The 24198-nt window shown below is 41.9% G+C and carries 15 protein-coding genes and 1 other annotated feature; of the genes, 5 read left to right on the top strand and 10 right to left on the bottom strand.

The features are described 5' to 3' along the window. Window positions 1-78: 78 nt before the first annotated feature. Window positions 79-1107: a ThiF family adenylyltransferase gene (locus ACXAEA_RS04315; protein WP_475094706.1), complete on the bottom strand. Its 1029-nt coding sequence runs from the start codon at window positions 1105-1107 to the stop codon at window positions 79-81. 145 nt (window positions 1108-1252) lie between these two features. Here ACXAEA_RS04315 and ACXAEA_RS04310 point away from each other — a divergent pair, with 145 nt between their 5' ends. Then, window positions 1253-3094, top strand: coding sequence for an aldehyde ferredoxin oxidoreductase family protein (locus ACXAEA_RS04310; protein ID WP_475094705.1), 1842 nt, complete (start codon window positions 1253-1255; stop codon window positions 3092-3094). A gap of 357 nt (window positions 3095-3451) precedes the next feature. Here the strand turns inward: ACXAEA_RS04310 and ACXAEA_RS04305 are convergent, their stop codons facing one another. From ACXAEA_RS04305 to ACXAEA_RS04295, 3 genes are all read right to left on the bottom strand, one after another. Next, window positions 3452-3724, bottom strand: coding sequence for a MoaD-like domain-containing protein (locus ACXAEA_RS04305; protein WP_475094704.1), 273 nt, complete (start codon window positions 3722-3724; stop codon window positions 3452-3454). 1 nt (window position 3725) lies between these two features. Continuing rightward, on the bottom strand, window positions 3726-3998 hold the full coding sequence (locus ACXAEA_RS04300; protein ID WP_475094703.1) for a ubiquitin-like small modifier protein 1: 273 nt from the start codon (window positions 3996-3998) through the stop codon (window positions 3726-3728). An 86-nt stretch (window positions 3999-4084) separates the two neighbouring features. Continuing rightward, window positions 4085-4972, bottom strand: a complete 888-nt coding sequence (locus ACXAEA_RS04295) for a selenium metabolism-associated LysR family transcriptional regulator (RefSeq protein WP_475094702.1) — start codon at window positions 4970-4972, stop codon at window positions 4085-4087. A 156-nt stretch (window positions 4973-5128) separates the two neighbouring features. Beyond that, window positions 5129-5373 (top strand) — a binding site (T-box leader). A gap of 96 nt (window positions 5374-5469) precedes the next feature. Here ACXAEA_RS04295 and brnQ point away from each other — a divergent pair. From brnQ to ACXAEA_RS04280, 3 genes are all read left to right on the top strand, one after another. Further along, on the top strand, window positions 5470-6801 hold the full coding sequence (gene brnQ, locus ACXAEA_RS04290; RefSeq protein ID WP_475094701.1) for a branched-chain amino acid transport system II carrier protein: 1332 nt from the start codon (window positions 5470-5472) through the stop codon (window positions 6799-6801). A gap of 453 nt (window positions 6802-7254) precedes the next feature. Beyond that, window positions 7255-9795 carry a glycoside hydrolase family 31 protein gene (locus ACXAEA_RS04285; RefSeq protein ID WP_475094700.1) on the top strand — a complete coding sequence of 847 codons (2541 nt, stop codon included), beginning with the start codon at window positions 7255-7257 and terminating at the stop codon, window positions 9793-9795. A gap of 65 nt (window positions 9796-9860) precedes the next feature. Then, the gene (locus ACXAEA_RS04280; RefSeq protein WP_475094699.1) at window positions 9861-11621 is read left to right on the top strand and encodes a glycoside hydrolase family 66 protein; all 1761 of its coding nucleotides are present in this window, start codon (window positions 9861-9863) and stop codon (window positions 11619-11621) included. A 40-nt stretch (window positions 11622-11661) separates the two neighbouring features. On the opposite strand, the gene ACXAEA_RS04275 is transcribed toward ACXAEA_RS04280, so the two are convergent. The 3 genes from ACXAEA_RS04275 to ACXAEA_RS04265 form a co-directional block, all read right to left on the bottom strand. Continuing rightward, window positions 11662-14781, bottom strand: coding sequence for an MMPL family transporter (locus tag ACXAEA_RS04275; RefSeq protein WP_475094698.1), 3120 nt, complete (start codon window positions 14779-14781; stop codon window positions 11662-11664). Window positions 14782-14783: 2 nt separating this feature from the next. Then, the gene (locus ACXAEA_RS04270; RefSeq protein WP_475094697.1) at window positions 14784-15239 is read right to left on the bottom strand and encodes a MarR family winged helix-turn-helix transcriptional regulator; all 456 of its coding nucleotides are present in this window, start codon (window positions 15237-15239) and stop codon (window positions 14784-14786) included. Window positions 15240-15390: 151 nt separating this feature from the next. Beyond that, complete coding sequence (locus ACXAEA_RS04265; RefSeq protein ID WP_475094696.1) at window positions 15391-15816, bottom strand: cell wall hydrolase; 426 nt, start codon at window positions 15814-15816, stop codon at window positions 15391-15393. A gap of 191 nt (window positions 15817-16007) precedes the next feature. On the opposite strand from ACXAEA_RS04265, the gene ACXAEA_RS04260 reads away from it, so the two are divergent. Next, a complete protein-coding gene (locus tag ACXAEA_RS04260) occupies window positions 16008-16571 on the top strand; it encodes a DUF6944 family repetitive protein (protein ID WP_475094695.1) in 564 nt (187 codons plus the stop codon). Between the two features lie 145 nt (window positions 16572-16716). Here the strand turns inward: ACXAEA_RS04260 and ACXAEA_RS04255 are convergent, their stop codons facing one another. From ACXAEA_RS04255 to ACXAEA_RS04245, 3 genes are all read right to left on the bottom strand, one after another. Continuing rightward, window positions 16717-19641, bottom strand: a complete 2925-nt coding sequence (locus tag ACXAEA_RS04255; protein WP_475094694.1) for an EAL domain-containing protein — start codon at window positions 19639-19641, stop codon at window positions 16717-16719. Window positions 19642-20066: 425 nt separating this feature from the next. Further along, window positions 20067-20933: a CheR family methyltransferase gene (locus tag ACXAEA_RS04250; RefSeq protein ID WP_475094693.1), complete on the bottom strand. Its 867-nt coding sequence runs from the start codon at window positions 20931-20933 to the stop codon at window positions 20067-20069. Then, complete coding sequence (locus ACXAEA_RS04245; RefSeq protein ID WP_475094692.1) at window positions 20930-24175, bottom strand: response regulator; 3246 nt, start codon at window positions 24173-24175, stop codon at window positions 20930-20932. The genes ACXAEA_RS04250 and ACXAEA_RS04245 overlap by 4 nt, the downstream gene beginning before the upstream one ends. Window positions 24176-24198: the final 23 nt, after the last annotated feature.

Genomic DNA, 24198 nt, shown 5'->3' with positions numbered 1-24198 from the left:
TAGCACTTTTTGAAAAGCTTCCAGACTTAAATCAAAACTTTAACTAACGAATGGAATATTAACTATCAATCAAAAAACTTATGAACCCAGGTACCTAGCATAATAGGTTTTAGCTTTTACCGTATCATTTGTACCATGGACGAGCACCCTTCCATCCTGGAAAATGACCATTGTGATGTCATCATCCGGCATGAAACGCAGCAGGAATGGATTTCCTTTTACATCACCATTGTTTTTCAAACGGCCCGCAAGTTTTTCCAGATCGAGTTTTGCTTTTTGCCGCGGATTGATTTGGATCGTATTCCGGCCGCATAATGACACGTAATGAATCTGCTGCTGGGATGACCTGTCCAAAAATTCGTATTGATGATGGACACATGTCGGACATTCTGTATTTCGCCCCTGGCTTATATCCATTTGTAAAAACGAGTTATACCAGATATCCATCTGTTCGAGATTAGGATTCGATTCCGCCCCGACGAGCAGTTTAAGCGCCTCGACCGCTTCAAAGGATCCGATGATATCTGTGATTGGTGAAAGCACACCAATGCTGTCGCATGTATCCCCAAGCCCTGCAGGAACCGATGGAAATAAGCAGCGATAGCAAGGGGTTTGCCCCGGTTTAATGACGGCGAACATTCCCCGCGAGCTGACCGCGCCGCCATACACCCACGGAATGCCATGTTTTACGGCGACATCATTTATGAGATAACGGGCCATGAAGTTATCGGTCCCATCGACAATCACATCAAACCCTGTCAGTAAATCTTCGGCATTATCCAGTGTCAGATCCGCGATGATCGGCTCCACTTTTACCTCTGAATTGATTTTCTTCAGCTTTTTCTCGGCGGCGATAACCTTAGGCAGATTTTCGCGTGCATCGTCCTCATCATAGACGGTCTGCCGCTGGAGGTTGGAGAGTTCAACAAGGTCGCGGTCTATGATCCGCACATGTCCAACTCCTGAACGGACCAAATGATTCGATATGACCGTCCCCAGCGCTCCCATGCCGACAATGACGGCAGAGCTCTTCAATAGTTTTTCCTGGCCTTCCCTGCCAATTTGGCTAAATAACATCTGCCTTGAATAACGCTCCATTTCTATCATGCAAATCCCCTCTCTTCTAAATAGATTATATCTTGAAATAAATCTTTTTTTTAGATTGAATTTTCTCTATACTTAAGAGTAAGAGGAAAATAGGCCTCTTGTATTAATTTTTTCATTATGAAATGAAAGAGGTGGATTAGTTAAGATGAATCTTGGGGGATTTAAAAACAAAGAGGTCGTAGTTGACCTGACAAATGGCACTGTCGATTATCGTGGCATCAACGAAGAGGATGTAAGGAAGTATATCGGCGGCCGCGGTCTTGGGGTTAAGTATGTTTTGGACAACGGACCAGAGGTTGAACCTCTATCAGAAGAAAACATTCTTTGCATCATGACAGGCCCTGTAACGGGATCACGTTCTTCGATGAGCGGACGTCTTGCAGTCGTAACGAAGTCTCCATTGACTGGCACGGTTACTGACTCGCACATGGGTGGATGGACTGCAGCCCGTTTAAAATGGGCTGGCATCGACAATGTTATTTTCAAGGGTAAGAGCGACAAGCCAGTTTACCTTTACATCGAAAATGGCCAGGCAGAAATCCGTGATGCTTCTCAATTGTGGGGATTGGGAACACGCGCGACTGTCCAGGCTCTTAAAGACGCTCATGGTGAAGAAAATCTTAGCGTCATGACAATCGGCCAGGCTGGCGAAAACGGCGTGCGTTTTGCCGGTTTCATGAACGAACATGACCGTGCGGCTGGGCGCGGCGGTACTGGAGCGGTTGCAGGTTACAAGAAATTGAAGGCAATCGTCATCAAGGCTGCACAGAAGGGCAATATGCCTGAACCTGCACAAAAGGATGATTACAACCAGGCTAACAAGAAAGCGGTTAAAGCGATTCTTGAAGGCGGTCTGACAGCTCCGAACAAGGGTGGATTATCCGTATACGGAACAAACGTCCTTACTAACTTGATCAATGAAGTGGGAGCGCTTCCAACTCGCAACTCTCAATTGACTCACTGGGATGAGGCTGAAAAGCACTCTGGCGAATGGGTTAACGAGCATCTGCTTGTTGCCAACAATACATGCCACGCCTGCCCGGTCGGCTGTAAAATTGAAGTTGAAGTCAAGGAAGGTAAATATAAGACTCGCGTAGAGAGCTTTGAGTTTGAATCTGCATGGGCACTTGGTGCGAACAGCGGATTGAGCAACTCTGAAGCAATCGCATACTTAATCGACCTTTGCAACGAATACGGTATGGATACAATCGAGCTTGGACACGCATTCTCCGTTACGATGGAAGCCTTTGAAAAAGGCATCGTTGACGAGAAGCTTGACTGGGGCGATGCTGACGGCATGATCGAAATCACTCGCAAAATCGCGCACCGTGAAGGTTTCGGCGGCATCCTTGCTGAAGGACCTGCACGCGCGACAGCTGCATGGGGTGTTCCTGAACTGTCTATGTCAGTTAAAGGCCAGTCCATACCTGCTTACGATCCACGCGGTATCCAGGGAATCGGCCTAGGCTATGCAACTAGTAACCGTGGTGCCTGCCACCTTCGCGGCTACACAATCGCATCTGAAATCGCCGGCATCCCTGAGCCAACTGACCGTACAGTAGCAGAGGGCAAAGCTGAGCTTTTGAATGTATTCCAGAACCTGCTTTCATTCTCTGACTCTATGAATATCTGTAAATTCTCTTCTTTCTCTGAAAATGCTGAGCATTATGCTGAGCAATACAGCACAATGACTGGCATTCCGATGACAGCTGAGGATGTAATGCTTGCAGGTGAAAGAATCTATAACCTTGAGCGTTACTACAATAACCTTGCTGGCTTCGACAAGCGTGAGGACGACTTCCTTCCAAAACGCTTCACTGAAGAAGGCGCATCTGGAAACAGCGCAGGCCTTGTAAGCCGCATGGATATCATGCTTGAAGATTACTACAATGTCCGCGGCTGGAAAGACGGCGTTGTTACAGAAGCAAAACTTCGCGAACTTGGCATCATCGGCGAAGAAACAACTCCAGCTACAGAAGAAGTTTAATCGTTTTGAAGAAAACCAGGCAAAATTTGCCTGGTTTTTGTTTTTGAAAGATGCTGAAAAACTTTTTATAGCGAAAATGCAGATTTTATAGCAAAAATCTTATTTTTATTGCGAATTGGAAAAAACAACTGATTTTTTTCCAGCGCATCCTATCATGTAAAGATCGACTTGATCGATATAATTTGGAATGTGGTCGATATAATTGGAAAAGTGATCGATATATTCCGAAATGTGGTCGATATATTCCAATTTCCGCTGATAAAACTGAAAATGTGGTCGATATCTTCCTAAACCTACTATCTTACATAAGTGGCATCTAAATAAAATAAAAAGGTTCCAGCATTGAGATGCCGAAACCTACCCGCCTACCCGGGTTGTTTTATATCGATAATTTTTAATCAATTGTTCGAGCTCTTCCATGCTTTCTGCTGCAAATTGGATATGTACGGCATTGACGATGAAGGTTTTCGTGAATGACAGCTCGTCTTCACTCAATATCTCTGCTCTCCAGCCCTCAGCTTCATACACAATCGGAAAGGCATCCGTCACTTTCCTGCCTCCCAGTTCCTCAAAATATGTACCAAGATGTTCCCTGTTGATCCCGCGGAACTCTAGGATTCTATCAGCCATCTCAGCCACCGGCGACCGGTGGGAAGAGCGCAAACTGGTCGCTGTCTTTCACGAGTGTTTCCAGTTCATTGTCATGAACAATATTCCGGCCATTGATATAGACATGGACGAATGGCTTAAGATTCTTCTCTTCTGTAAAAATTTCCTCGTGCAAATCCGGGAACATTTCGCACATCTTGTCCAGCACATCGATTACCCGATCTCCATCGGGCTTCACTTCGACTGTCACGCCTCCGCAAATTTCCCTGAGATTCGCAAACACCTTAACCTGCATCCCCAACGCCCCTTTCTGCTCTCTTAATAATAAAATGAAAATTGAAAAATGTCATCAGCTCTTTCTGGCCAAACCCTATAGAAAACTTACGATTGTCCACCGACTATTTCGGCAAACTGCTTAATGATCGAGCGATTTTCGGCATCTGTATGAGTGACTAAGTAAAAATCTCTTTCGTACGGTTCAAACGTGTCGATGATGCTGATCCGCCCTGCTTTGGCGGCTGGTATCGCAGCCAATTTGGAGATAATACTGATTCCTAGACCTGCTTCCACTGCAGCAATAACGGATTCAGTGCTTCCAATCGAAACGGCGATCTTGAAGTCGTCTATTGCAAGTCCTTTTTCCGTCAAATAGTTCTCCATCTTCTTCCGCGTTCCCGACCCTTCTTCACGGAGGACAAAATCGAATTGCCGAATCTGGGAAATATCCGGTGATTCGGCATGGACTAATGGATGACCAACAGGCGCGATCAATACGAGAGAATCCGAGGCAATCGGCCTGCTATTAATCAGCCTGGAAGCAACTTTCATGCCGATGATTCCCGCGTCTATCTGATGGTTTTCCAGCTTATCCAGCATTTTTTTCGAATCCCCGATTTCAATCTTTACATCGACCTTTGGGTAAAGGCTGCGGAATTTTTTTATCCAGCCTGGAAGCAGATAGGTTCCAGGTATGGTACTAGCTCCGATCGTCAGGGTGCCAGTCAGAGTTCCTTGAAATTCCCCGAGTTCGTCTTCAAGTGTCCTCCAGCGCCTAGCAATTTCCTTCGCAGCCGTGTAGACCAACATGCCTGCAGAGGTGGGTCTGATTCCAGCCGCTCCCCTGTCAAGCAGTTCAAACCCGAGGTCATCCTCCAGACCTTTGATTTTCTGGCTGACGGATGGCTGTGAGCTTTTTAGCGCTGCAGCAGCATCCGAAAAACTATTTTTTTCCACTACCATGATGAAGGCTTCAAGCTTTTTAAGATTCATAGCACTTCTCCATTTCCCACTTATATACTTTCATTCTAATATGGAATACACTTCTATGGACAATTTATTTAAACATGCAAAATTTAACTTCGGAAATAGTATTGACATATTATTATCTGAATATTATTATAGTTCTTGTAAATATATTTCAGAATAATAAAATCGATGACGAGAACAAGTCCTTTATGGAGCTGATCCACAGAGAGCCGGAGAGTTGCTGCAAGCCGGCGTTCAGGTTATATAGGAACATCATCTCTGAGATGCTGAGCTGAACAATTCATTTCTAGTAAGCTTTGCCGGCTTGTCCGCCGTTAAATGGAACACGTATGATGGTACGTTGATGAGGGCCGCATGTTTTTTGCGGAATCAGGGTGGTAACGCGAGCATAACTCGTCCCTATTTTCAGGGACGAGTTTTTTGTTTTCATATGTATAATATTTCCGTTCCAACTTTCCTATACTCTCAGTGCCAACAATTATATTAGGAGGAGAAAAAGGATGGGAAGCTTAAGAGGTAAAGAAACACTTACGATCGGTCTAATGTTATTTGCATTATTTTTTGGTGCAGGAAATCTCATTTTCCCGCCATTTTTAGGACAGGAAGCAGGAGCTAACTTTTGGCCGGCAATGCTTGGGTTTGTTGTAACCGGTGTTGGTCTACCTCTTCTATCAATCGTGGTCATTTCCATGGCAAAAGGTGGGATTAAGGAAATCGGCTCCAGGGTTCACCCGGCTTTTGCAATCGCTTTCAGCGCTGCCGTGTATTTATCAATCGGGCCATTCTTCGGGATTCCGAGAAGCGCAAATGTTGCCTTCGAAATGTCGGTCAAACCATTCCTGACTGATGCAGGGACGCATACAATGTCCCTTCTGGTTTTCACTGTAATCTTTTTCGCCCTTGTTTTTTGGGTTACGTTAAACCCTTCAAAGATGGTCGAACGGATTGGCAGCATCCTGACGCCAGTTCTGCTCGCAGCTATCATCCTGCTGGTATTCGGAAGCTTCTTCAAACTGGAAGGATCTTTTGGCGAAGTGTCCGACAAATATGCGGCAGCACCATTTGCTACAGGATTCCTTGAGGGTTACCTGACAATGGACACAATCGCTGCATTGGCATTCGGAATCATCGTTGTCGGAGCAATCCAGCAGAAAAACACGCTTGAACACAAGCAGGTTGTAAGAGAAACTCTGAAAGCCGGCGTAATTGCAGGTATTGGACTTGCTTTCGTCTATGTAACAGTTGGCCTTCTTGGTGCTAAAATGGCATCATATGGTACGTACGACAATGGCGGTACGATTTTAACAGAATCCGCAAAGATGATGTTTGGCACACCCGGCATGCTGCTGCTTGGCTTGATTGTAACGCTTGCGTGCTTCACAACTGCAGTAGGCCTTGTAGCGGCGACAAGCCAGTTCTTTGCCAAGATGATGCCAAAAGTTTCATATAAGACTTTTACACTTGTGATCACTTTGGTCAGTTTAGTCATCGCCAACCTTGGCCTGAACCAGATCATCTCGATTTCGGTTCCTGTATTGATCGTTCTGTATCCAATCACAATCGTACTTGTCGTTCTGTCCTTCCTGGACCGTTTCTTCAAAGGCAGCCGTGGCGTTTATGTCGGAGCCGTTTTCGCAGCAGGGATGGTCAGTGTCGTAGATGGATTGAAAACATTCGGTATTGAATCAGATGTCCTCGCATCCATGTTAAAATCGCTTCCTCTATATGCTGAAGGACTTGGATGGTTCCTGCCTGCCCTTGTCGGAGGATTTGCTGGATGGGCTTTTGAAAAATTGGTATTATCCAAGGGTATGAAGCCAGCTTCTGAGTAAGTACATCATTGAATGACTGAACCGGGCATATTTAAAATGCCCGGTTTTTTGTTATCAGAAATATTACCAATAAACACGAAAGGTATATTACAAAAACATTTCAATTCTCTTCCGACTTCCTCTTACTCACGCCGTTTTTCCATATATCTTCTAAAATTAAACATTCATTACCTTATTAACGGACTTTGAATAACTCATTATTACGCTATATTACAATAACTAGCCCCTAAGTCCTTAACTAGATATCTTTTTTTACATCCCCGGACTTTCGAACTGATTTATAAATCAACTCAAACCGCTTCCATTTTCTTACGGAATCGTTTCCATCACTACTCTATTAACACCTCGGGACTTATGACTCTGGGCCATTTACTAGTATATACAGGTGTTGACGTTAGTCTGCTAAATCAATAAAGTCGGAGAGGTAGAAAAAATGAATGGAGAGTTGTAGACATGAGACCAATAAACAAAACGCTCAGAGTGTTCGTCATTATCAGTACTGTTGTAATGCTGGCACTTTCAGCAAACTTAAGCTCTGCCTTTGCTGCTGTTACACAGCCAGAACCAGATACTCCTTTAAAAAAGGAAAATCTGCAAAAGCTGTCAGCTCAAAGCGTAAAGAAATTGGACAATGGCGTTCAATTTGATTTAGGAGAGTACAATGCATTTATTCGTATTTTTTCAAAAGATCTTGTAAAAGTCTCTATTTTAAAAGATGGCGAGAAGGAAGAGTTTTCTCCTGCCATTAAAAAGCAACAATGGGAGACTCCAAGATTCAAGACACAGGATGGTCGGAAGGAATTCACTATTTTGACTAATGAACTGACCATCAAAATCAGCAAGGCACCATTCGGTGTTAAATTCATGGACAAGCAAGGCAATGTCATTAATGAAGATTACATGCAAAATGGTTCTGCAGCTGGTTACGAAAACGGCAAGCCTTATGTTTTCAAGAAAACAAATAAAGGCGAGAATTTCTACGGTTTTGGAGAGCAGGCTGGCTTGAACTTCAACCAGCGTGGCGAAAGCATCGGAATGTGGAATACAGATGCTTATTCTTATAACAAAGACACAAAGTATGTTTATACATCTATTCCTTTCTTTATTGGTTTGAAGGATAAAAAGGCTTACGGAATTCTTTTCGACAATTCCTACCGTTCTTACTATGAAATGGCGAGCGAGTCAGATGACTACTATTACTTCTATGCGAATGGCGGCCCGCTGACATACTACTTCATGAACGGACCAGAGATTTCCGATGTATTGGATGTTTATACAGAATTAACTGGTAAAATGGATCTTCCTGCAGAATGGACACTTGGTCTGCACCAAAGTAAATGGGAATACAAAGCGGATGAAATCGTGAATGTCGCGAAAACATACCGCGAAAAGAAAATCCCTTTAGATACAATGCACTTTGATATTGATTATATGGACGGTTACCGTGTATTCACTTGGGACGAGAAATACAAACAGGCATTGAAGCAGCTAAAATCCATGCCTGGATTCCATGCGATCGCGATAAACGATCCAGCTGTTAAGCAGGATGAAAACTATCGTCTGTATCAGGAAGGCACGAAAAATGATTACTGGGCAAAGAATGCTGATGGAACACCATTCATTGGTCCAGTTTGGCCAGGAGCATCCGCTTTCCCTGACTTCTCAAAAGAAGAAGTACGCAATTGGTGGGCTAAGAACCACAATGTATTATTTGATGCTGGAATTGACGGCGTTTGGAATGACATGAATGAACCAGCTGTCTTCCTTGATGACGCAAAACACAATCACACGATGCCATTAGATTCTTATTTTGGCTATGAAAATGATAAAAAACTGCAGACCGAATATCACAATCTGTATGGACATGACGAAGCGGAGGCTACGTATGATGCTTGGGCAATGCACAAGCCAACTGAACGTCCTTTTGTTTTGACTCGTGACATGTTTGCCGGAACACAGCGCTATGCGGCACTATGGACTGGCGATAGTGTAAGTAACTGGGAACACCTGCAAATGTCAATCCCTATGAACACGAATATTGGTCTTTCAGGGGTTTCATTCGTAGGTAATGATATCGGCGGTTTTGCTAAGCGACCAGACGCTGAATTGTTTGCACGTTGGATTGAGGTCGGGGCATTCCTGCCATTCTCTCGTATCCACTATGATAGCGATGCAAAATCCGAAATCAAGCAGGGCCAGGAGCCTTGGGCATTTGGTCCAGAAGTTGAAGAAATCTCTAAGAAATATATTGAAATGCGTTACAAGTTGTTGCCTTACCTTTACAATGCGTTCAAGGATTCTTCTGAAACAGGCAAACCGGTTCAGCAGCCACTTGTCTACCATTACCAGGAAGATGAAAACACATATGACATCAACGACCAGTTCATGTTCGGTGATTCTATGATGCTTGCTCCTGTTGTGACTCAAGGTCAGACAAGCCGTGATGTTTACCTTCCACAAGGTGAAACATGGGTAGATTATTGGACAAACAAAGAGTATAACGGCGGACAAACAATCAAGGTAGACGCACCACTTGGTCACCTGCCAATTTTCGTGAAGAAGGATTCAATGATCCCGACTCGTGAAGCTCAACAATATACTGGTGAAAAAGACCTTACGAATCTTGTATTGGACACTCATCTTAAAAATGAAGCAACATATAGCTTTTATGAGGATGACGGCGAATCACTTGACCACCGCAATGGCGAATTTGATGTGACCGACTTCCAAATCAAGAAAAAGCATAACAAAATCGTATTCTCTAAGACGATGTCAGCGGACAATTTTGATTCAGCCATTGAGCAATACACATTGAAGCTGAATAATGAAAAAGCGCCTAAGAAGGTCCAGGCAGCTCGCAATCATTATAAAGCTGCTAAATCAATGAATGACATGACAGCAACAAAGCGTTCATACTTCTATGATTCTGGAACAAAAACATTGTATGTTAACATTCCAGCTAATGAGCGCAAAAATGTACAAATTAAATTTTAATGACTCTAGGGACTAATCACTTACGATTAGTCCCTTCTACTATTCTTTGAATTGGTGGTGATTTAATGAAGCAAAATAGAATATGGTTATCCCTGTTATTGATCTTACCTATTTTTCTTCTCGTGTTTGATTTTTGGCCACATCCAAAAGAAATACCCCAAAAGCAAAAGCCGGTAGAAGTCCAGCATCTATTCACAGATCTACAAACGAATAAATCGCGCTACACTCCTGGTGAAAAGGTAAATCTTAATCTAAATACGGATTTGAAAGATTATAAAATCAAAGTTTCGTATTTTCATTTAGATAAAAAATTGAAAGAGGAAGAATTCACGAACCGAGACTTCTGGTCGTGGGTTCCGCCGATGAAAGATTTTAGAGGGTATCTTGTTGAAGTTAAATTTTACAATGAGAATGCAGTACAAACTGAGACAATCGCTGTCGATGTATCCAGTGACTGGAGCAAATTCCCGCGTTACGGATTCCTTTCCAAGTTCAACGAAATGCCTTACGAGGATCTGGAGAAAACAATCTCTACTTTAAACCGGTATCATCTTAACGGTCTACAATTCTATGATTGGCATTTTGAGCATCAACAGCCACTTAAGCTGAACTCTGACTCCCCCGCTTCACACTGGCAGGATGTTGCGAACCGGGAAATATCTCTTCATACCATAAAACAATACATTGCTTTGGCCCACGATCGTAATATGGAGACAATGGCTTACAATTTATTGTATGGATCTTTCGAAGACCGGGGGCTGGCATATGAGTGGCATCTGTTCAAGGATCGGGAACGAAAAAAGATCGACCAGCACCCCCTTCCTGACCAGTGGAAAAGCAATATCAACATCATGAACCCTACAAACCCATGGTGGCAGGATTATCTGATTGACCAGCAGCGAATGGTCTATGAAGCACTTCCCTTCGACGGATGGCATATTGACCAGTTAGGTGATCGAGGTGAGGTCTTTAATGAATGGGGAGACAAAGTTTTGATTGATGAGAGCTTTGCTCCTTTTTTAACAAAGATTAAAAACAGCTTTCCCGAAAAACAGATTGTCATGAATGCAGTGAATCAGTATGGGCAAGCATCCATCTCACAGGCATCACCGGATTTTTTATATACGGAAGTCTGGGATGAATATAAATATTACAATGACCTGAAAAAAATACTGGATGAAAACTCTGCTCTTTCAAGCGGGAAAAGCTCGGTTCTTGCAGCATATATGAATTACCAGCACTCCAACCAGCCTGGGGAATTCAATGAACCAGGAATATTTCTTGCGAATTCGGTCATTTTTGCTAATGGCGGTGCTCATCTAGAACTTGGGGAACATATGCTTTCCAAAGAATATTTCCCTCATGACCAGTTAAAGCTTCCAGCAAAGTTAGAAAAGAAAATGATCTCTTACTATGACTTCCTTACCGGATATCAAAATTTGTTAAGAGATCAGGCAAAAGCATCTGAGGTCTCCCTGGAATCGAAAGAGGGTTTGCCGTTGACGACTGAACAAGCCCAACAGAATAAAATATGGGTGATTGCCAAAGAGAAAGAAGAAAACAAAATATTTCATTTCATTAATTTCCTCGATGCTAATTCGATGGAATGGCGGGATACAAATGGCTCCCAGGCAAAACCGGAGACGAAGAAAAACCTTCACTTTGTTTTGGATGAACGAAAAAAAATAGAGAAGATATGGATGGCTTCACCGGATCTTAAAGGTGGTAAACCCTTTACCGTCCCCTTTAAACAAGAGGGAGAAAAAACCTTTTTCACTTTGCCTTCACTCACCTATTGGGATATGGTTGTGATTGATTATTTCTGATGAAAAAGAGGCTGCACGCGGCAGCCTCTTTTTCAATCCTTTATGCTCTCTTAAACGGCCACCAGTTTGCCTGGCCGAAGTTTTTCACCATGACCGGGATGAACAGCGGAAGCATGATGAAGGCGTATAGGAATAATCCTACAAGGATGATGGATGCGATTTGCAGCAGCGACATCATTCCTGAAGGCATCATTGCGGCGAATGTTCCGCCGAGGATGACTGCCGCTGAGATGATGACAGTACCCATCTTTTTCATCGAGAGCAGCATGGCATCCGAGATTGATAGATCCTTATATTCATTGAAACGGTCCATCAAGAAGATACTATAGTCAACTCCCAGTGCAACTAGGATGACAAAGGCAAAGAATGGGACAGCCCAACTGATTCCTGTGTTGCCCAGGATATCGACGAAAATGACTTCGTTGACAGCCATCGATGTATAATACGTTAAAATCAATGAGCCAATGATGTAGACCGGCATGATGATTGAACGGAACAGGAACACAAGGATGATTCCGATACCAAGCAACATCAATACAACTGTGCGGGAATAATCCTGGCCTGACATTGTATCAAGGTCTGTGTTCGTGCTTGTGATACCGCCAATTGCCACATCTGCATTCTCAAGCTTCGTTCCTTTGGTCGCGCGGTCCACTGCAGACTTGATTTCATCAATCTGTGCCATTGCTTCGTTCGAATAAGGGTTCGCTTCAAAAATAACATCCATCGTCATGACTTTGCGATCATCGGACATATAGACATCAAATACTTGTGCGAATTCTTCATTCTCAAGAACATCAGCTGGCAGGTAAAAACTGTTCGAACTGGATTCTGCCAGCCCTGACAAGTATTCCTGAGCCGAACCGAGGCCTTTAGACACTTGGTTCAATCCATCTGCACTCTGGCTGAGGCCGTCTGTCAGCTGGTTCAATTGGCCGCCAAGACCCCCAAAGCCAGCCAGAAGCTGCTGTTGCCCAGAATTGATACCAGATAGTCCATTTGTAAGCTTAGGGAAATTGTCAACAATTTGTCCCTGGCCAGCAGCAAGCTGGTCAAGGCCTGCCTGCTGCTGCTCGATTCCATCAATCAGCTGCTGGAGTCCAGGGCCGAATTTTTCCTGCTGTGCAAGGGCTGTGGCAAAGCCTGCGTTTGCTTGTTTCATGCCTCCATTAAGCTGCGCGAGTCCGTCGTTCAGCTGATTCAGGCCTGCTGAGGCTTTCGACAGCTCAGTTTCTAAATATTCCACCTGGCCTTTGATTTCCTGATAATTTTGATCAGTTTTCAGGCTCTCATCTCTATTTTCCAAATAGCCGAATAGCTGGCCATTGGCTTGTGTGATTCCATTTGTAAGCTGCGTTATGCCATCGCCAGTCTTTTTATATCCTGCTTCAAGCTTAGCCAGGTTGGACTGCATCTCCACATACCCTGCCTGCAGCTGCTTATACCCTGCCAGCAATTCCTCTGCTCCGGCTTTAGCCTCAGCAAGCCCTGCCTTCAACTGGTCAGAGCCGGCAGAGCCCTGGCGGATGCCATTCTCGATTTTCGCCAGGTTGGTCTGGATTTCACCTAAACCTGATTTAATTTCACTCGTACCATTGATCAATGCGTTGATTCCATCAGCTGCACCATCCAGCTCCGGAGCTGATTTTGACAGCTCGGTTTCAGCTTCCTGCAAGCCTTCGCTGATTTTATCCAAACCTTCTTTCCCTTCTCCAAGGCCGGAACCAAGTGTTTCGGCTTGTTTTGAAACGAAGAAGTCCTCAATTGGTTCTCCTGTCGGTCTAGTGACAGAGCGGACATTCGCGACCAAATCGATTTTTTCCAGCTCCGCGCTGATTTTCTCAGCCAGTTCGATATATTCAGCCGAATCCATTCTTTCATCATTTTTCAGGATGACCTGTGTCGGCATGGACTCGCCAGGGCCAAAGCTGTCGGCAATCGCATTGAAAGCCTTGATGGAGTTTACATCGCCGCTGATCTCATCAAGTGAGTTATAGCTGAGCTTGCCATCATAGGCGATCAGGAATGGCACGCACACTGCAGCAACAATTAATAAGCTCAGAAATGGGCGTGCGAGTGAAAAGCCGCCGACCATGCCCCAAAGCTTGCTCTCTCCGTGTTCAGCACTGCTCTTGGATGGCCAGAAAACCTTTTGCCCTAAAACAGCCATAAAAAACGGGACAATAGTGAATAATCCGACCAAAAGCATCGCAACACCAATCGCAACAGCTGCTGCGGACTGATACAGGATAAACTGGGAGAAGCCGATCGCTGCAAAACCGATCATAACGGCTACACCGCTGAAAAACACGGTACGCCCTGCATTCTTGTATGTTGCCACAATTGCATCAGGCACGCTTTCATTGTGTGCCAGCTCTTCCTTAAAGCGGCTGAGCAGCAAGATGCAGTAATCCGTCCCAATCCCAAACAGTACCGCCACCATGAAAATCTGGGTATAGTTCGAAAGTGGGAAATCCAATTTGTCGACGAGCACCGCTACGATCGATTGCGATACAAGGTATGACAATCCCACTGTCAATAATGGAATAACCGGTGCAATGACAGACCTGAATACGAGCAGCAGCACGACGAGGATAAAGACAACCGTGATACCCTCAGTCTTCTTAAGCCCTTCTTCAGAACTGCTCATCAAGTCTTCGTTGATGAGCCACTGACTTGTATAGTAATGGTCAACATTAATGTCCTCAATCGTTTCATAGAGAAGCTTGCTGACTTCACTCGGTTCGCGGTCATTCCAGCTTACCGAAACAGAAGCAAGGATTGATTTGCCATCTTCTGATACAAGCTGGTCCTTCAAACTCTCTTCATTGAAATGCGTCAGGATATCGGTGATTCCAATCTCCTCACTATTTTTTTCAAGCTCACGGATCGCTTTCTCCACTTCTTTGATTTCACTCTGAGTCAATTTCTTTTCATTATGGAAAACAAGTGCGACCTGGGTTTCATCCCCGCCGCCTTCCTGTTTCCGGACATCATCCATGATCTTCCCGGCAAGCGTCGATGAATATTCATCCGGGACAGTAATCTGCCCTTTTTCCCGGACCAAGTCCGCCATGTTCGGCGCAGCCATGAAAAATCCAGCAGCAACCAGAATCCACGCGATAATGACAAACCATTTCTGTTTTATGATGAAGTTCACGTCTATTCCACCTTAATCTTTCTTTCTTTTAAAATTTCATTCACCTTGTCATACGTGTTCAAGAACTGGATGATTTCGCTTTGGTCAAATCTCGAAATAAACGACTCTACCAATGCCTGAATCCGTTCCTCTGTCTTCTGGAACAATTCGTTCCCTTTTTCAGTCAAGGTCAGATAGACAACACGGCGGTCATTCTCATCCCTGGTCCTAAGTATCAGGCCCTTTTCCCACATCCTCGTGATGATCGCCGTAATCGCACTTTTTTTGACATCAAATACTTCAGCCAGCTCTGTTGAAGTACAAGTGCCAACATTATTGATATACCTCAATGTATAGTGCTGGTCATTCGTAAGATCGGAGCCAATTTGTTCCTTAATAAGGCCCTCGGCAATTTTATTGACCGAAAAAGAAACATTGATATAATGGTCGACTAAATCCTTGATCGATTTTTCACACATAATTATCTATTCACCTCACCAAAAACTTATTCTCTCATTGAACTGTTCAACTATTTAACTATTAACCACATTAACTTTAAAATATTTTGTTTTTGCTGTCAATCCTGATTGCCAAGAAAAAAGACTGCCATGTTTCCGGCAGTCCAGCAGGTTAAAATGTGTTATAAATATTGGCGCATTCTTCTCCCGTCGGTTCATAAAAACAGTGAAGCTTAAAGCGGCCAGCATGCGGCTGATTGTACCAGGTCGGAGGACAATCTCCCGGCGGCCGGAAATACCATAAGCTGAATTTTGCCGGCCATAGCCTTTCACCTTTTATCGCCCGCCTCGCCAGCCTTTTTTCTATTTCTCTCGCTCTTTGGTAAAAGTAGCCCTTCTGCACTGCCTCAAATGCATGTTCCTGATAAATCATCTGCGGAATCGTCCGCAAATTTTTAAAGTCCGAACAATTGGCTCGAATCCGGTTGATCCCTACATTCCCCACCATCAGCATCCCTTGCTGGCCTTCACCTTCAGCCTCTGCCCTCAACAGCCGTGCCAGTAAATCTATATCTGCTTCCGTATGCTTTACTACCATGGCATGACCTCCACCACTCGATAATATCAGCGAATATCCCGCGGTCGGTGCAGAATAAACTCCTTCTTTACCCATCTTATTTTCCACAAGCCTGGCCTATACGGATGTATTGATAATTTCCATTAAATCCGGATAACGAATGGCAGAGTTTTGTATAAGATGTTAGGAGAATCAAAGGACGGAGTTTTTTTATGGATAATGAGCAGAAAGAACTTTATGGAGCTTGGGTACAGGCAACCGGAACCACTCTCGCTGCCGTCGGAAGCACTCCTTTGAAAAATTTTACTGAAGATCAGCTAAACAGCTTTAATTTATGGGGGAATGAACTTCAGGCACTTGGCAATTCCCTGATGGCGGATAGCGAGGTCCAAATTACGGCAAGCAAAATCGGCAATCAAATTCAGGCGGCCGGAAACGTCACAGTCATAGCCGGCATTGTTCTTTTTGGGAATAACCTGACCGGACAAAACCTTGATATCAAAGGAAATCTGATGCAGGCGACTGGCGGGAGCCTTGCTTTGTCCGAAATCCTTGGAGATTCTCCTTCAGATGAGTTTTTCTATGACCTGTATGGGAACCTCTTGCAAATCATAGGAAACTCGATGCAGGCAATTGGTGGAATCATTTCGCTGCGAGGCGGAAACGGCGATAACATCAATACTGCCGGCAGCTGGATCCAGGCGGTTGGCTCCATTATTCAGGCGGTTGGAATCAGCAAAGAAAAACTTGCTGATACTGGTTCCGACACACAATAATTCGCTTCCACCCGATTGGAAATATAACATTACCTTTTTAAGGTAATAAAGCAATTTCAAGAAAATATTTATCAGGGATTAATAAAGTAAAAAAGCATCTTGCTCATATTGAGTAAAATGCTTTTTTATTATAAATATGTCTTTTTTACAGAAACCCCTCAAACAAAGTGCTAAGTTCCTCTTTTTCATATAAAAACAACTTTCTTCTCAAATGTTCTCTTTCCTCTTCAGTCAATGAGAACTGTACACCATAATGTAATTCACTATTTTCCCTTTCCTGCTTCCACCCCGTGTGTCCTTTAAGTTTTACTATTTCGTCAAACAATTCCAGTTCAAATTGTAAAATGATATCTTCTGTTATCGGCAAATGTAATGTAGAAGAAAAGGACAAACCACCTTCACCAATATTCAAAACTTTTACAGTTGTATTTCCAATTTTTATTTTTTCCCCTTTGATTTCAGTAATGGTCATTTCTGCCATTATTGGTGGAGCAAAAACTAGACGATAAAACATCCGCCTGTTTCCGGCTGGAAAATTTTCTTTTCCTTCTTTTTGAAGTATTTTCTTATCTTCATACAGCAACTTTGTAAACTGTTCTGGCTTCAATGGCTTACTGAATAGATACCCTTGGAGAAACTGGCAATTTAATTCCTGAAGTAGTTTCTGCTGTTCTCTCGTCTCTACCCCTTCTGCAACAACCTTTAAATGAAAGCCTTCTGCTAGCATGATAATCGATTTTACAATCGCTAAATCCCCTTCATTTTCTAGCATATCCCTAATAAAAGAACGATCTATTTTAATATAATCAGCATTGAATTTTTTTAAGTATCCGATTGAGCTGTATCCAGTCCCAAAATCGTCAATTGAGATAGCAATCCCCAATTCCTTTAACGATTTAAAAGTATTTAATACGGCAGTCTCACTTTTGATAATGGAATCCTCTGTGATTTCTATTTCCAAGAGTTCAGGTGAAAGATCGTATTGAATAAGATAATTTTGAAAAATCGGTACTAAATCGGCTTTTAAGAAAGTTTTTGCGGACAGATTTATGGAAATTGGGACCGGATTGTACCCTTTTCCTTTCCACTTATAAAGTTGCATACAGACTTGCTTGAGGACCCATTCGCTAATTTCGTGTATCAACTCTGATTCTTCTGCTAAAGGAATAAATTCAATTGGAGAAACCATCCCCCATTTTGGGTGGTTCCACCGAATCAGAGCTTCTGCTCCTACAATATCTCCAGAAAAACTATTAACCCTTGGCTGGTAATGAAGAAGCAACTGCTCTTTTTGAATAGCTTTTCTTAAATCACTCTCTAACATAAATAATTTATAGGACTCGATATTTAAGGATCTTGTAAAAAGTTGAACATTGTTTTTGCCCATCTCTTTAGCGCGATATAAAGCAGCATCAGTGTTCATCTTTAATTCTTTTATCGTATTAGCGTCATCAGGAAAATTACCAATCCCTACACTGGCCGTAATATTAACCTCGTAACCTTCTATAGTAAACGGCATTTCGATTTCTTTGATGATTCTTTTTCCCAACACAACTGGATCGTTAGAATTAGATTTGTTATTCAGAATGATGGCAAATTCATCTCCGCCATTTCTATATAGGGAATCTGGCTGAATTATGAGTGAGGATAATCTCTTTGAGACTTGGCGAAGAAGTTCATCTCCTATTTCATGTCCCAGTGTATCATTTACAAATTTAAAACGATCCAAATCTATATAAATCAAAGAGAATGTATCTTCACGTTCAACGGTGATTTTCTCAAGCTCAGCCTCAAACATTCTTCGATTCGGCAGCTCTGTCAGGTAATCATGATAAGCAAAAAAGTTCATCTTTTCTTCTGAAAGTTTTCTCTCAGTAATATCCTGGACAATTCCGTCCAGTCGAACAAGTCTTTTTTCCGAATCAAGAGTGGGGAAGGTTTTATCCTCAATCCACTTTATCTTACCTGAGGCATCAATAATTCTGTATTGATGGTGAAGCATTTCTCCCTTAACCAAGTGATTTTGCAATACTGAAAATTGTTCCTTATCCTCTTGGTAAATAATCTCTCGCCATACTATTTTTCCCGATAGGAAATCTTCATTCGTGTATCCAGTGATTTTTTCCAAACCAGGTGATGCATAAAAAACTTGCTTTGTGGAAAAGTCCAATGCCCAAATACCTATATCTATATTTTCGACAACCGTCTCAAACTTTCTTTCACTTTCTTTTAGCTTACTTTCAGTAATTACCTGGCCTGAAATATCATGAAGAATTCCAATCAGTCTAATAATGTTCCCATTCTCATCTGTTTTGGCCTCTGCTCTTGTATGAACAGTAATAAAAGTGCTATCTGGCTTTCTTACCCTATAAACCATATCCATAGTTGTTCCACTCTTCTTCGTTCGCTGGAAATGGTAGTCAAATATAATACGATCTTCGGGATGTATCATTTCAAGAAAGTTTTGGTAAGCAGGTACAAAACCTTGATTTTTTTGAATACCAAGGATCTGATACAGCTGGTCAGAGCAATAAACAATATCATTCTCAAGGTCATAGTCCCAGCTTCCAAGCATGGCAACTTCCTGGGCTATGTTAAGGCTATTGGTAATTTTTATTAATTCTTCTTCTTTTTGATCCAAATTGCTTAAATCTTTAGCAAAACCATATACACCAGCAATTTCTCCGTTTATTTCAAGAGGGATATTAGTAATATTCATGTGAACAAAATATCCGTCTTTATGAAGAACTTTACAGTCGTATGTCTGAGGTATGCCTTGAAGGGCTAGATGAAAATGATGCATCACTTCTTCTAAATCCTCAGCTTTAACATATTTGGTAAAAGATCCTTTCACCTGATTTGGACGGTATCCGATAAATGTTTCAATACTATGGTTGCAACTTATGAAATTGCCATTTGAATCAATGGTAAAAATAGCATCTGGATGATGTTCAAATAACGCAGAAAATAACTCTGGGTGAAAATCTTTTGCTATGTGTTTTTCCTTTACTTTCTTTGACTTACTCAATAAGAAATCTGCCGGCTTAAAAAGTGTGGTAATAATCCCCATTTGAGTCCCTTCTTTTCTTCCTGTTTTTAGTGTTTTTGACTATATAATTCACAAGAGGTTGAAATAGATTATGTAATCTCTAATTCTTAGCTTCTATTTACAGATTCATCTGGCAATACTCAAAAACTTCACCAGAAGCCCACCAATTAACACTACAGCTATAGTGTTTTCTAATATCCATTATCGAAAAGATCGCGTTTAAAATTAATCACCTAACCTTCTCATTTTCAGGTATTGGTAAGAACAGGAACGCATTCCTAGAATTTTTTATCTAGTCTTCCTTTTTAGAAGTTTGATAGAGTTTAGATCTTGATTATGGCTATTCAATAGGAAATCCTGGGAATTCCAGGCACTTTTGAGAGATAGGAAGGGATTCCTAGGAAGGGAAAGAAAAAACCTTGAGGAAGGGCCTCAAGGTCAATATATTATTTTATCTTTTTAAATATTTTTTGGTTTCCTGCCAATTCTTCATAACGATTTGCCCGCTCTGTAAAGGCAATGGATTCCTTATCGCCTAGGCCGAGCACGCCAAACATCCCTAAGCTTTCGTAAAAAAGCCCATGCACTTTTTCCTGCAGATTCTTATTAAAATAGATTAATACATTCCTGCATAATATGACATTAAATTCATTGAAGGAACTGTCTGTAACTAAATTATGCTGGGCGAAGACGATATTTTTCGTCAGAAACGAGTGGAACTTAACTCCTTGAGCCGTAACTTGATAATAATCAGAAAAAGCTCCTTTTCCGCCAGCCTGGATATAATTATTCGTATACTTTCTCATTTGATCCAATGGGTAGATTCCGGATTTAGCAACTTTTAAAACATCCGCATTAATATCGGTTGCATAGATCTTCACCTTATTATAAAGCCCCTCTTCATGAAGAAGCATAGCCATGGAGTATACCTCTTCACCTGTTGAGCAGCCCGCATGCCATATTCGGATAGAGGGATAAGTGCGGAGAAGCGGCACGACGTTCTCCCTGAAATTCAAAAAAAACAGTGGATCGCGGAACATTTCCGTTACATTAATGGAAAAATCATCAATCAGTCTTTTTAAACAGCCTGGATCATGTAAAACTTTTTCTAAAAGACCCGTAATGCTTGATAGCTTTTCCGCATGAACTCGGTGCCAAATTCTTCGGCGAATCGAATTATAGGAATAGTTTCTATAGTCATACCCACACCAGGAATATAGCCCTTGGAGAAGCAAATCTATTTCAATTCTTTCAAGATCCCCGGGACTGTCTTGAACATACTGTTTAATTTTATATCCTGTTGTTACGTTCATTCAAGATTCCTTTCTTGCCGGTAAAGCCATACTCTTATAAGTGAGATCAACTGATCAGGCTCAACTGGTTTTGCGATATAATCTGATGCCCCAGCCTCGATACACTTTTCCCGATCTTCTTTCATTGCCTTTGCGGTTAATGCGATAACAGGCAGGTTGTGGAACTGAGAAATAGACCTTAATTTTCGGATGGCTTCGTAACCATCCATTTCTGGCATCATGATATCCATCAGCACTAAATCGAAATCAGCATGGCTCTGCAAGAGGTCAAGGCCTTCCTGTCCATTCTCTGCAAATGTAATATCCATCCCATAAAGTTCGAGAATACTGGATAATGCATACACATTCCGGACATCATCATCAACGAGAAGAATCTTTTTCCCTTCTAGATCCGGTAAATCTTTGATATTCCCGGTTACGTCTTTATCATTGAGCACTTCCATGCCGCCGGAGTTCAAATATAATTCTAGTTCGTCCTTAAGTCGTTGCGGTGCGTGTTCATCTTTGATTATGATAGTATACGCGTATTTCTTCAGGTATATTTCCTCTTTGGAAGAGAGATCCCTTCCTGTGTACACAAACACTATTAAATTTTCATTTTCAATATAATCCTTAATTTGTGTTAGTAAATTAAAACCTGTTGTATCGCTTAAACCCAAATCAAGGACCATAATATCAAATTGGTTTACCTTTAATTCTTCCATTGCTTCAGTTCCAGTCGAGACAGCTTTGATTATGACATCCTTTTCACCAATCAACTCCATCAGGCTGTTTCGCTGCCTTAAGTCATCATCGACGATTAATAGTCTCTTTATGCTGCTGGATTCATTTCTTCTTTTGCCTTCTGGCTGCATTTCTTTGAAGTCCTCTTTCAACGCTTCAGGTATGGAAACTCCTGCCTCATTAGCAGTAGCGACTTCCTGAAGACCAGAAAACAACTTCAAGTCTGTCTCCTTATAATCGCTTACATAAAAGGTAAAGCGGCTTCCCTTACCCTCTTTACTTTTGACCGTGATTTCCCCATCCAAAAGATTCGATATCTCCCGGCAAATGGACAATCCCAAACCTGTTCCACCATATTTCCTGCTGGTTGTGCCATCAGCCTGCTGAAATGCCTGGAAAATAAGTTCCTGTTTCTTTTTCGGGATCCCAATTCCAGTATCGATAATAGAAAACGAAAAAGCAGGTTGATTTTGTTTCTGGATTGAGCCGATTTCCAGGGTGACTTGTCCATAATCGGTAAACTTAAAGGCATTCGACAGAAGATTCACTAAAACCTGACGCAGCCGCTGCTCATCACTATAGAGAAAATCGGGCAAATCATCTTGAAGATTAATTTTGAATTCTATTTTCTTTTCATTTGCAATCGGCCTAAAGCGCAATTCAGCGAATTCAACCAAATCCCTAATCATTACCCTTCCAGCGTTAACTTCCATTTTACCTGACTCAATTTTTGCCAAATCAAGAATATCATTTATCAATGACAGTAAATCTTTTCCGGCAGAATTAATAGTTTTAGAATACTCTACCTGCTTATTTGACAGATTCCCTTCACTATTTTCAGAAAGTAATTGAGACAGGATTAGCAAACTATTTAAAGGTGTACGAAGCTCATGAGACATGTTTGCGAGAAATTCTGATTTGTATTTTGAGCTAAGCGCAAGCTGCTTTGCTTTTTCTTCAAGCTCTTCCCTGGCTTTCTCAACTTCTTTGTTTGTCAGTCCCAGCTTTTTATTTTGTTTCTCCAAAATTTCTGCTTTTTCTTTAAGTTCGATATTTGTTTGCTCTAATTCTTCCTGCTGTGCCTGAAGTTTTTCCTCAGATTGGCGAAGACTTTTAGTTTGTTCCTCCAGTTCCTCGTTTGTAACTCGAAGCTCTTCTTGTTGAGATTGCAGCTCTTCAGATTGAGCCTGGATCTCCTCCATTAACCCTTGTGTTTCTTCTAGTAAATGCGCCAGTTGTATTCTTCCCATGACACTGTCAATGATTATGCCAAGCCCAGTCATGATTTCTTCCAGGAATGCCTGCTGGGTGTCATTAAAAGTTTTAAATGAAGCCAACTCTAATACAGCCTTAACATCCCCTTCAAATAATATTGGTAAAACATAAAGATTCAGTGGAGGAGCCTCCCCCAAGCCTGATTTCACACGAATGTAATCTGCAGGAACATCAGTGAGTATAATCGGACTCTTCTCTAGAACAGCCTGGCCAATCAGACCTTCGCCGATACGAAACGAATTGGAAAAATGTTTCCTTTCCTTAAAAGCATATGATGCAAGCATTTTAAATAAAGGTTCAGATCCTTCCATCTCCTTTACATAAAAAACAGCATGGTTCGCTTCCATTAAAGGTGCGATTCTTGAGAGAAGTGTCTGTGAGAGAGATTCAATATTATGCTTACCACTTATTTCGGTTGTGATTTCGGCGATATTCGATTTGATCCACATCGTGCTTTGTTCCCTGACTTTTTGTTCCTCCAGTGACTGAACCATGCTATTAAATGATTGAGCCACATCATCAATCTCATCATTTGAAATTACTTCCACCTTTAAATCAAGATCCGCCCTGCCGCTTGCGACATCAGTCATAATACTAGCCACATTTTTAAGCCTTATGGCGAGTTTCCAAACATTGCGGAAAATGATTGCTGTGACAATAGCTATACCCAATAATGAGACGAAGCTTCCAACGAGTATTTGACGTTGAAAATCACTCAAAAATAGGCTAAAGGAATCTGTGATGTCCGCTTCAAAATTATCAGTGATCCTGGAAATGACGTTAAAAAATTCATCCTGAATTGTATGGCCATTATCATTAATTAAATTAACAGCCTCACTTCTTTTCCCTTCAGAAACCAGTTCAATAAGATCATCTTTATAGTCATTGAATTCCTGGTTTGTATTTTTTAGATCCTGAACAAACTCCCTTTGCTTTTCAGAAACCACCTTTAATTCAAGTACTGCAATATTCTGGTTGATCGAATCACTTTCATTTTGGATAATTTTCAATTCCTTCTGAACGGATTCACTATCTTCCAAGATCAAGAGATTTCTTAAACTAATTGCTTCATTTTTAACTTCCCTGTGGATTTGTTCCACTAAAAAAGCCAATTCATAACTCGTCTGAGAAGTTTGATTAATTTTATTAAGACTGTATAGCTGAAACCATCCTATACCAACGAGAAGGAAGATTAGCAGAGGAAGTGTACTAAGCAACAGCGTTAACTTAGTTTTTATTTTCATACTCTGTGCTCCTTATTTTATGA

The organism is Mesobacillus sp. ABV4_180, from assembly GCF_056158485.1.
This window is presented reverse-complemented; position numbering and strand designations above follow the sequence as displayed.

Coding starts and splice junctions, on each gene's coding strand:
- ACXAEA_RS04315 (WP_475094706.1), bottom strand. CDS start 1,107: ATGATAGAAATGGAGCGTTATTCAAGGCAGATGTTATTTAGCCAAATT.
- ACXAEA_RS04310 (WP_475094705.1), top strand. CDS start 1,253: ATGAATCTTGGGGGATTTAAAAACAAAGAGGTCGTAGTTGACCTGACA.
- ACXAEA_RS04305 (WP_475094704.1), bottom strand. CDS start 3,724: ATGGCTGATAGAATCCTAGAGTTCCGCGGGATCAACAGGGAACATCTT.
- ACXAEA_RS04300 (WP_475094703.1), bottom strand. CDS start 3,998: ATGCAGGTTAAGGTGTTTGCGAATCTCAGGGAAATTTGCGGAGGCGTG.
- ACXAEA_RS04295 (WP_475094702.1), bottom strand. CDS start 4,972: ATGAATCTTAAAAAGCTTGAAGCCTTCATCATGGTAGTGGAAAAAAAT.
- brnQ (WP_475094701.1), top strand. CDS start 5,470: ATGGGAAGCTTAAGAGGTAAAGAAACACTTACGATCGGTCTAATGTTA.
- ACXAEA_RS04285 (WP_475094700.1), top strand. CDS start 7,255: ATGAGACCAATAAACAAAACGCTCAGAGTGTTCGTCATTATCAGTACT.
- ACXAEA_RS04280 (WP_475094699.1), top strand. CDS start 9,861: ATGAAGCAAAATAGAATATGGTTATCCCTGTTATTGATCTTACCTATT.
- ACXAEA_RS04270 (WP_475094697.1), bottom strand. CDS start 15,239: ATGTGTGAAAAATCGATCAAGGATTTAGTCGACCATTATATCAATGTT.
- ACXAEA_RS04265 (WP_475094696.1), bottom strand. CDS start 15,816: ATGGTAGTAAAGCATACGGAAGCAGATATAGATTTACTGGCACGGCTG.
- ACXAEA_RS04260 (WP_475094695.1), top strand. CDS start 16,008: ATGGATAATGAGCAGAAAGAACTTTATGGAGCTTGGGTACAGGCAACC.
- ACXAEA_RS04255 (WP_475094694.1), bottom strand. CDS start 19,641: ATGGGGATTATTACCACACTTTTTAAGCCGGCAGATTTCTTATTGAGT.
- ACXAEA_RS04250 (WP_475094693.1), bottom strand. CDS start 20,933: ATGAACGTAACAACAGGATATAAAATTAAACAGTATGTTCAAGACAGT.
- ACXAEA_RS04245 (WP_475094692.1), bottom strand. CDS start 24,175: ATGAAAATAAAAACTAAGTTAACGCTGTTGCTTAGTACACTTCCTCTG.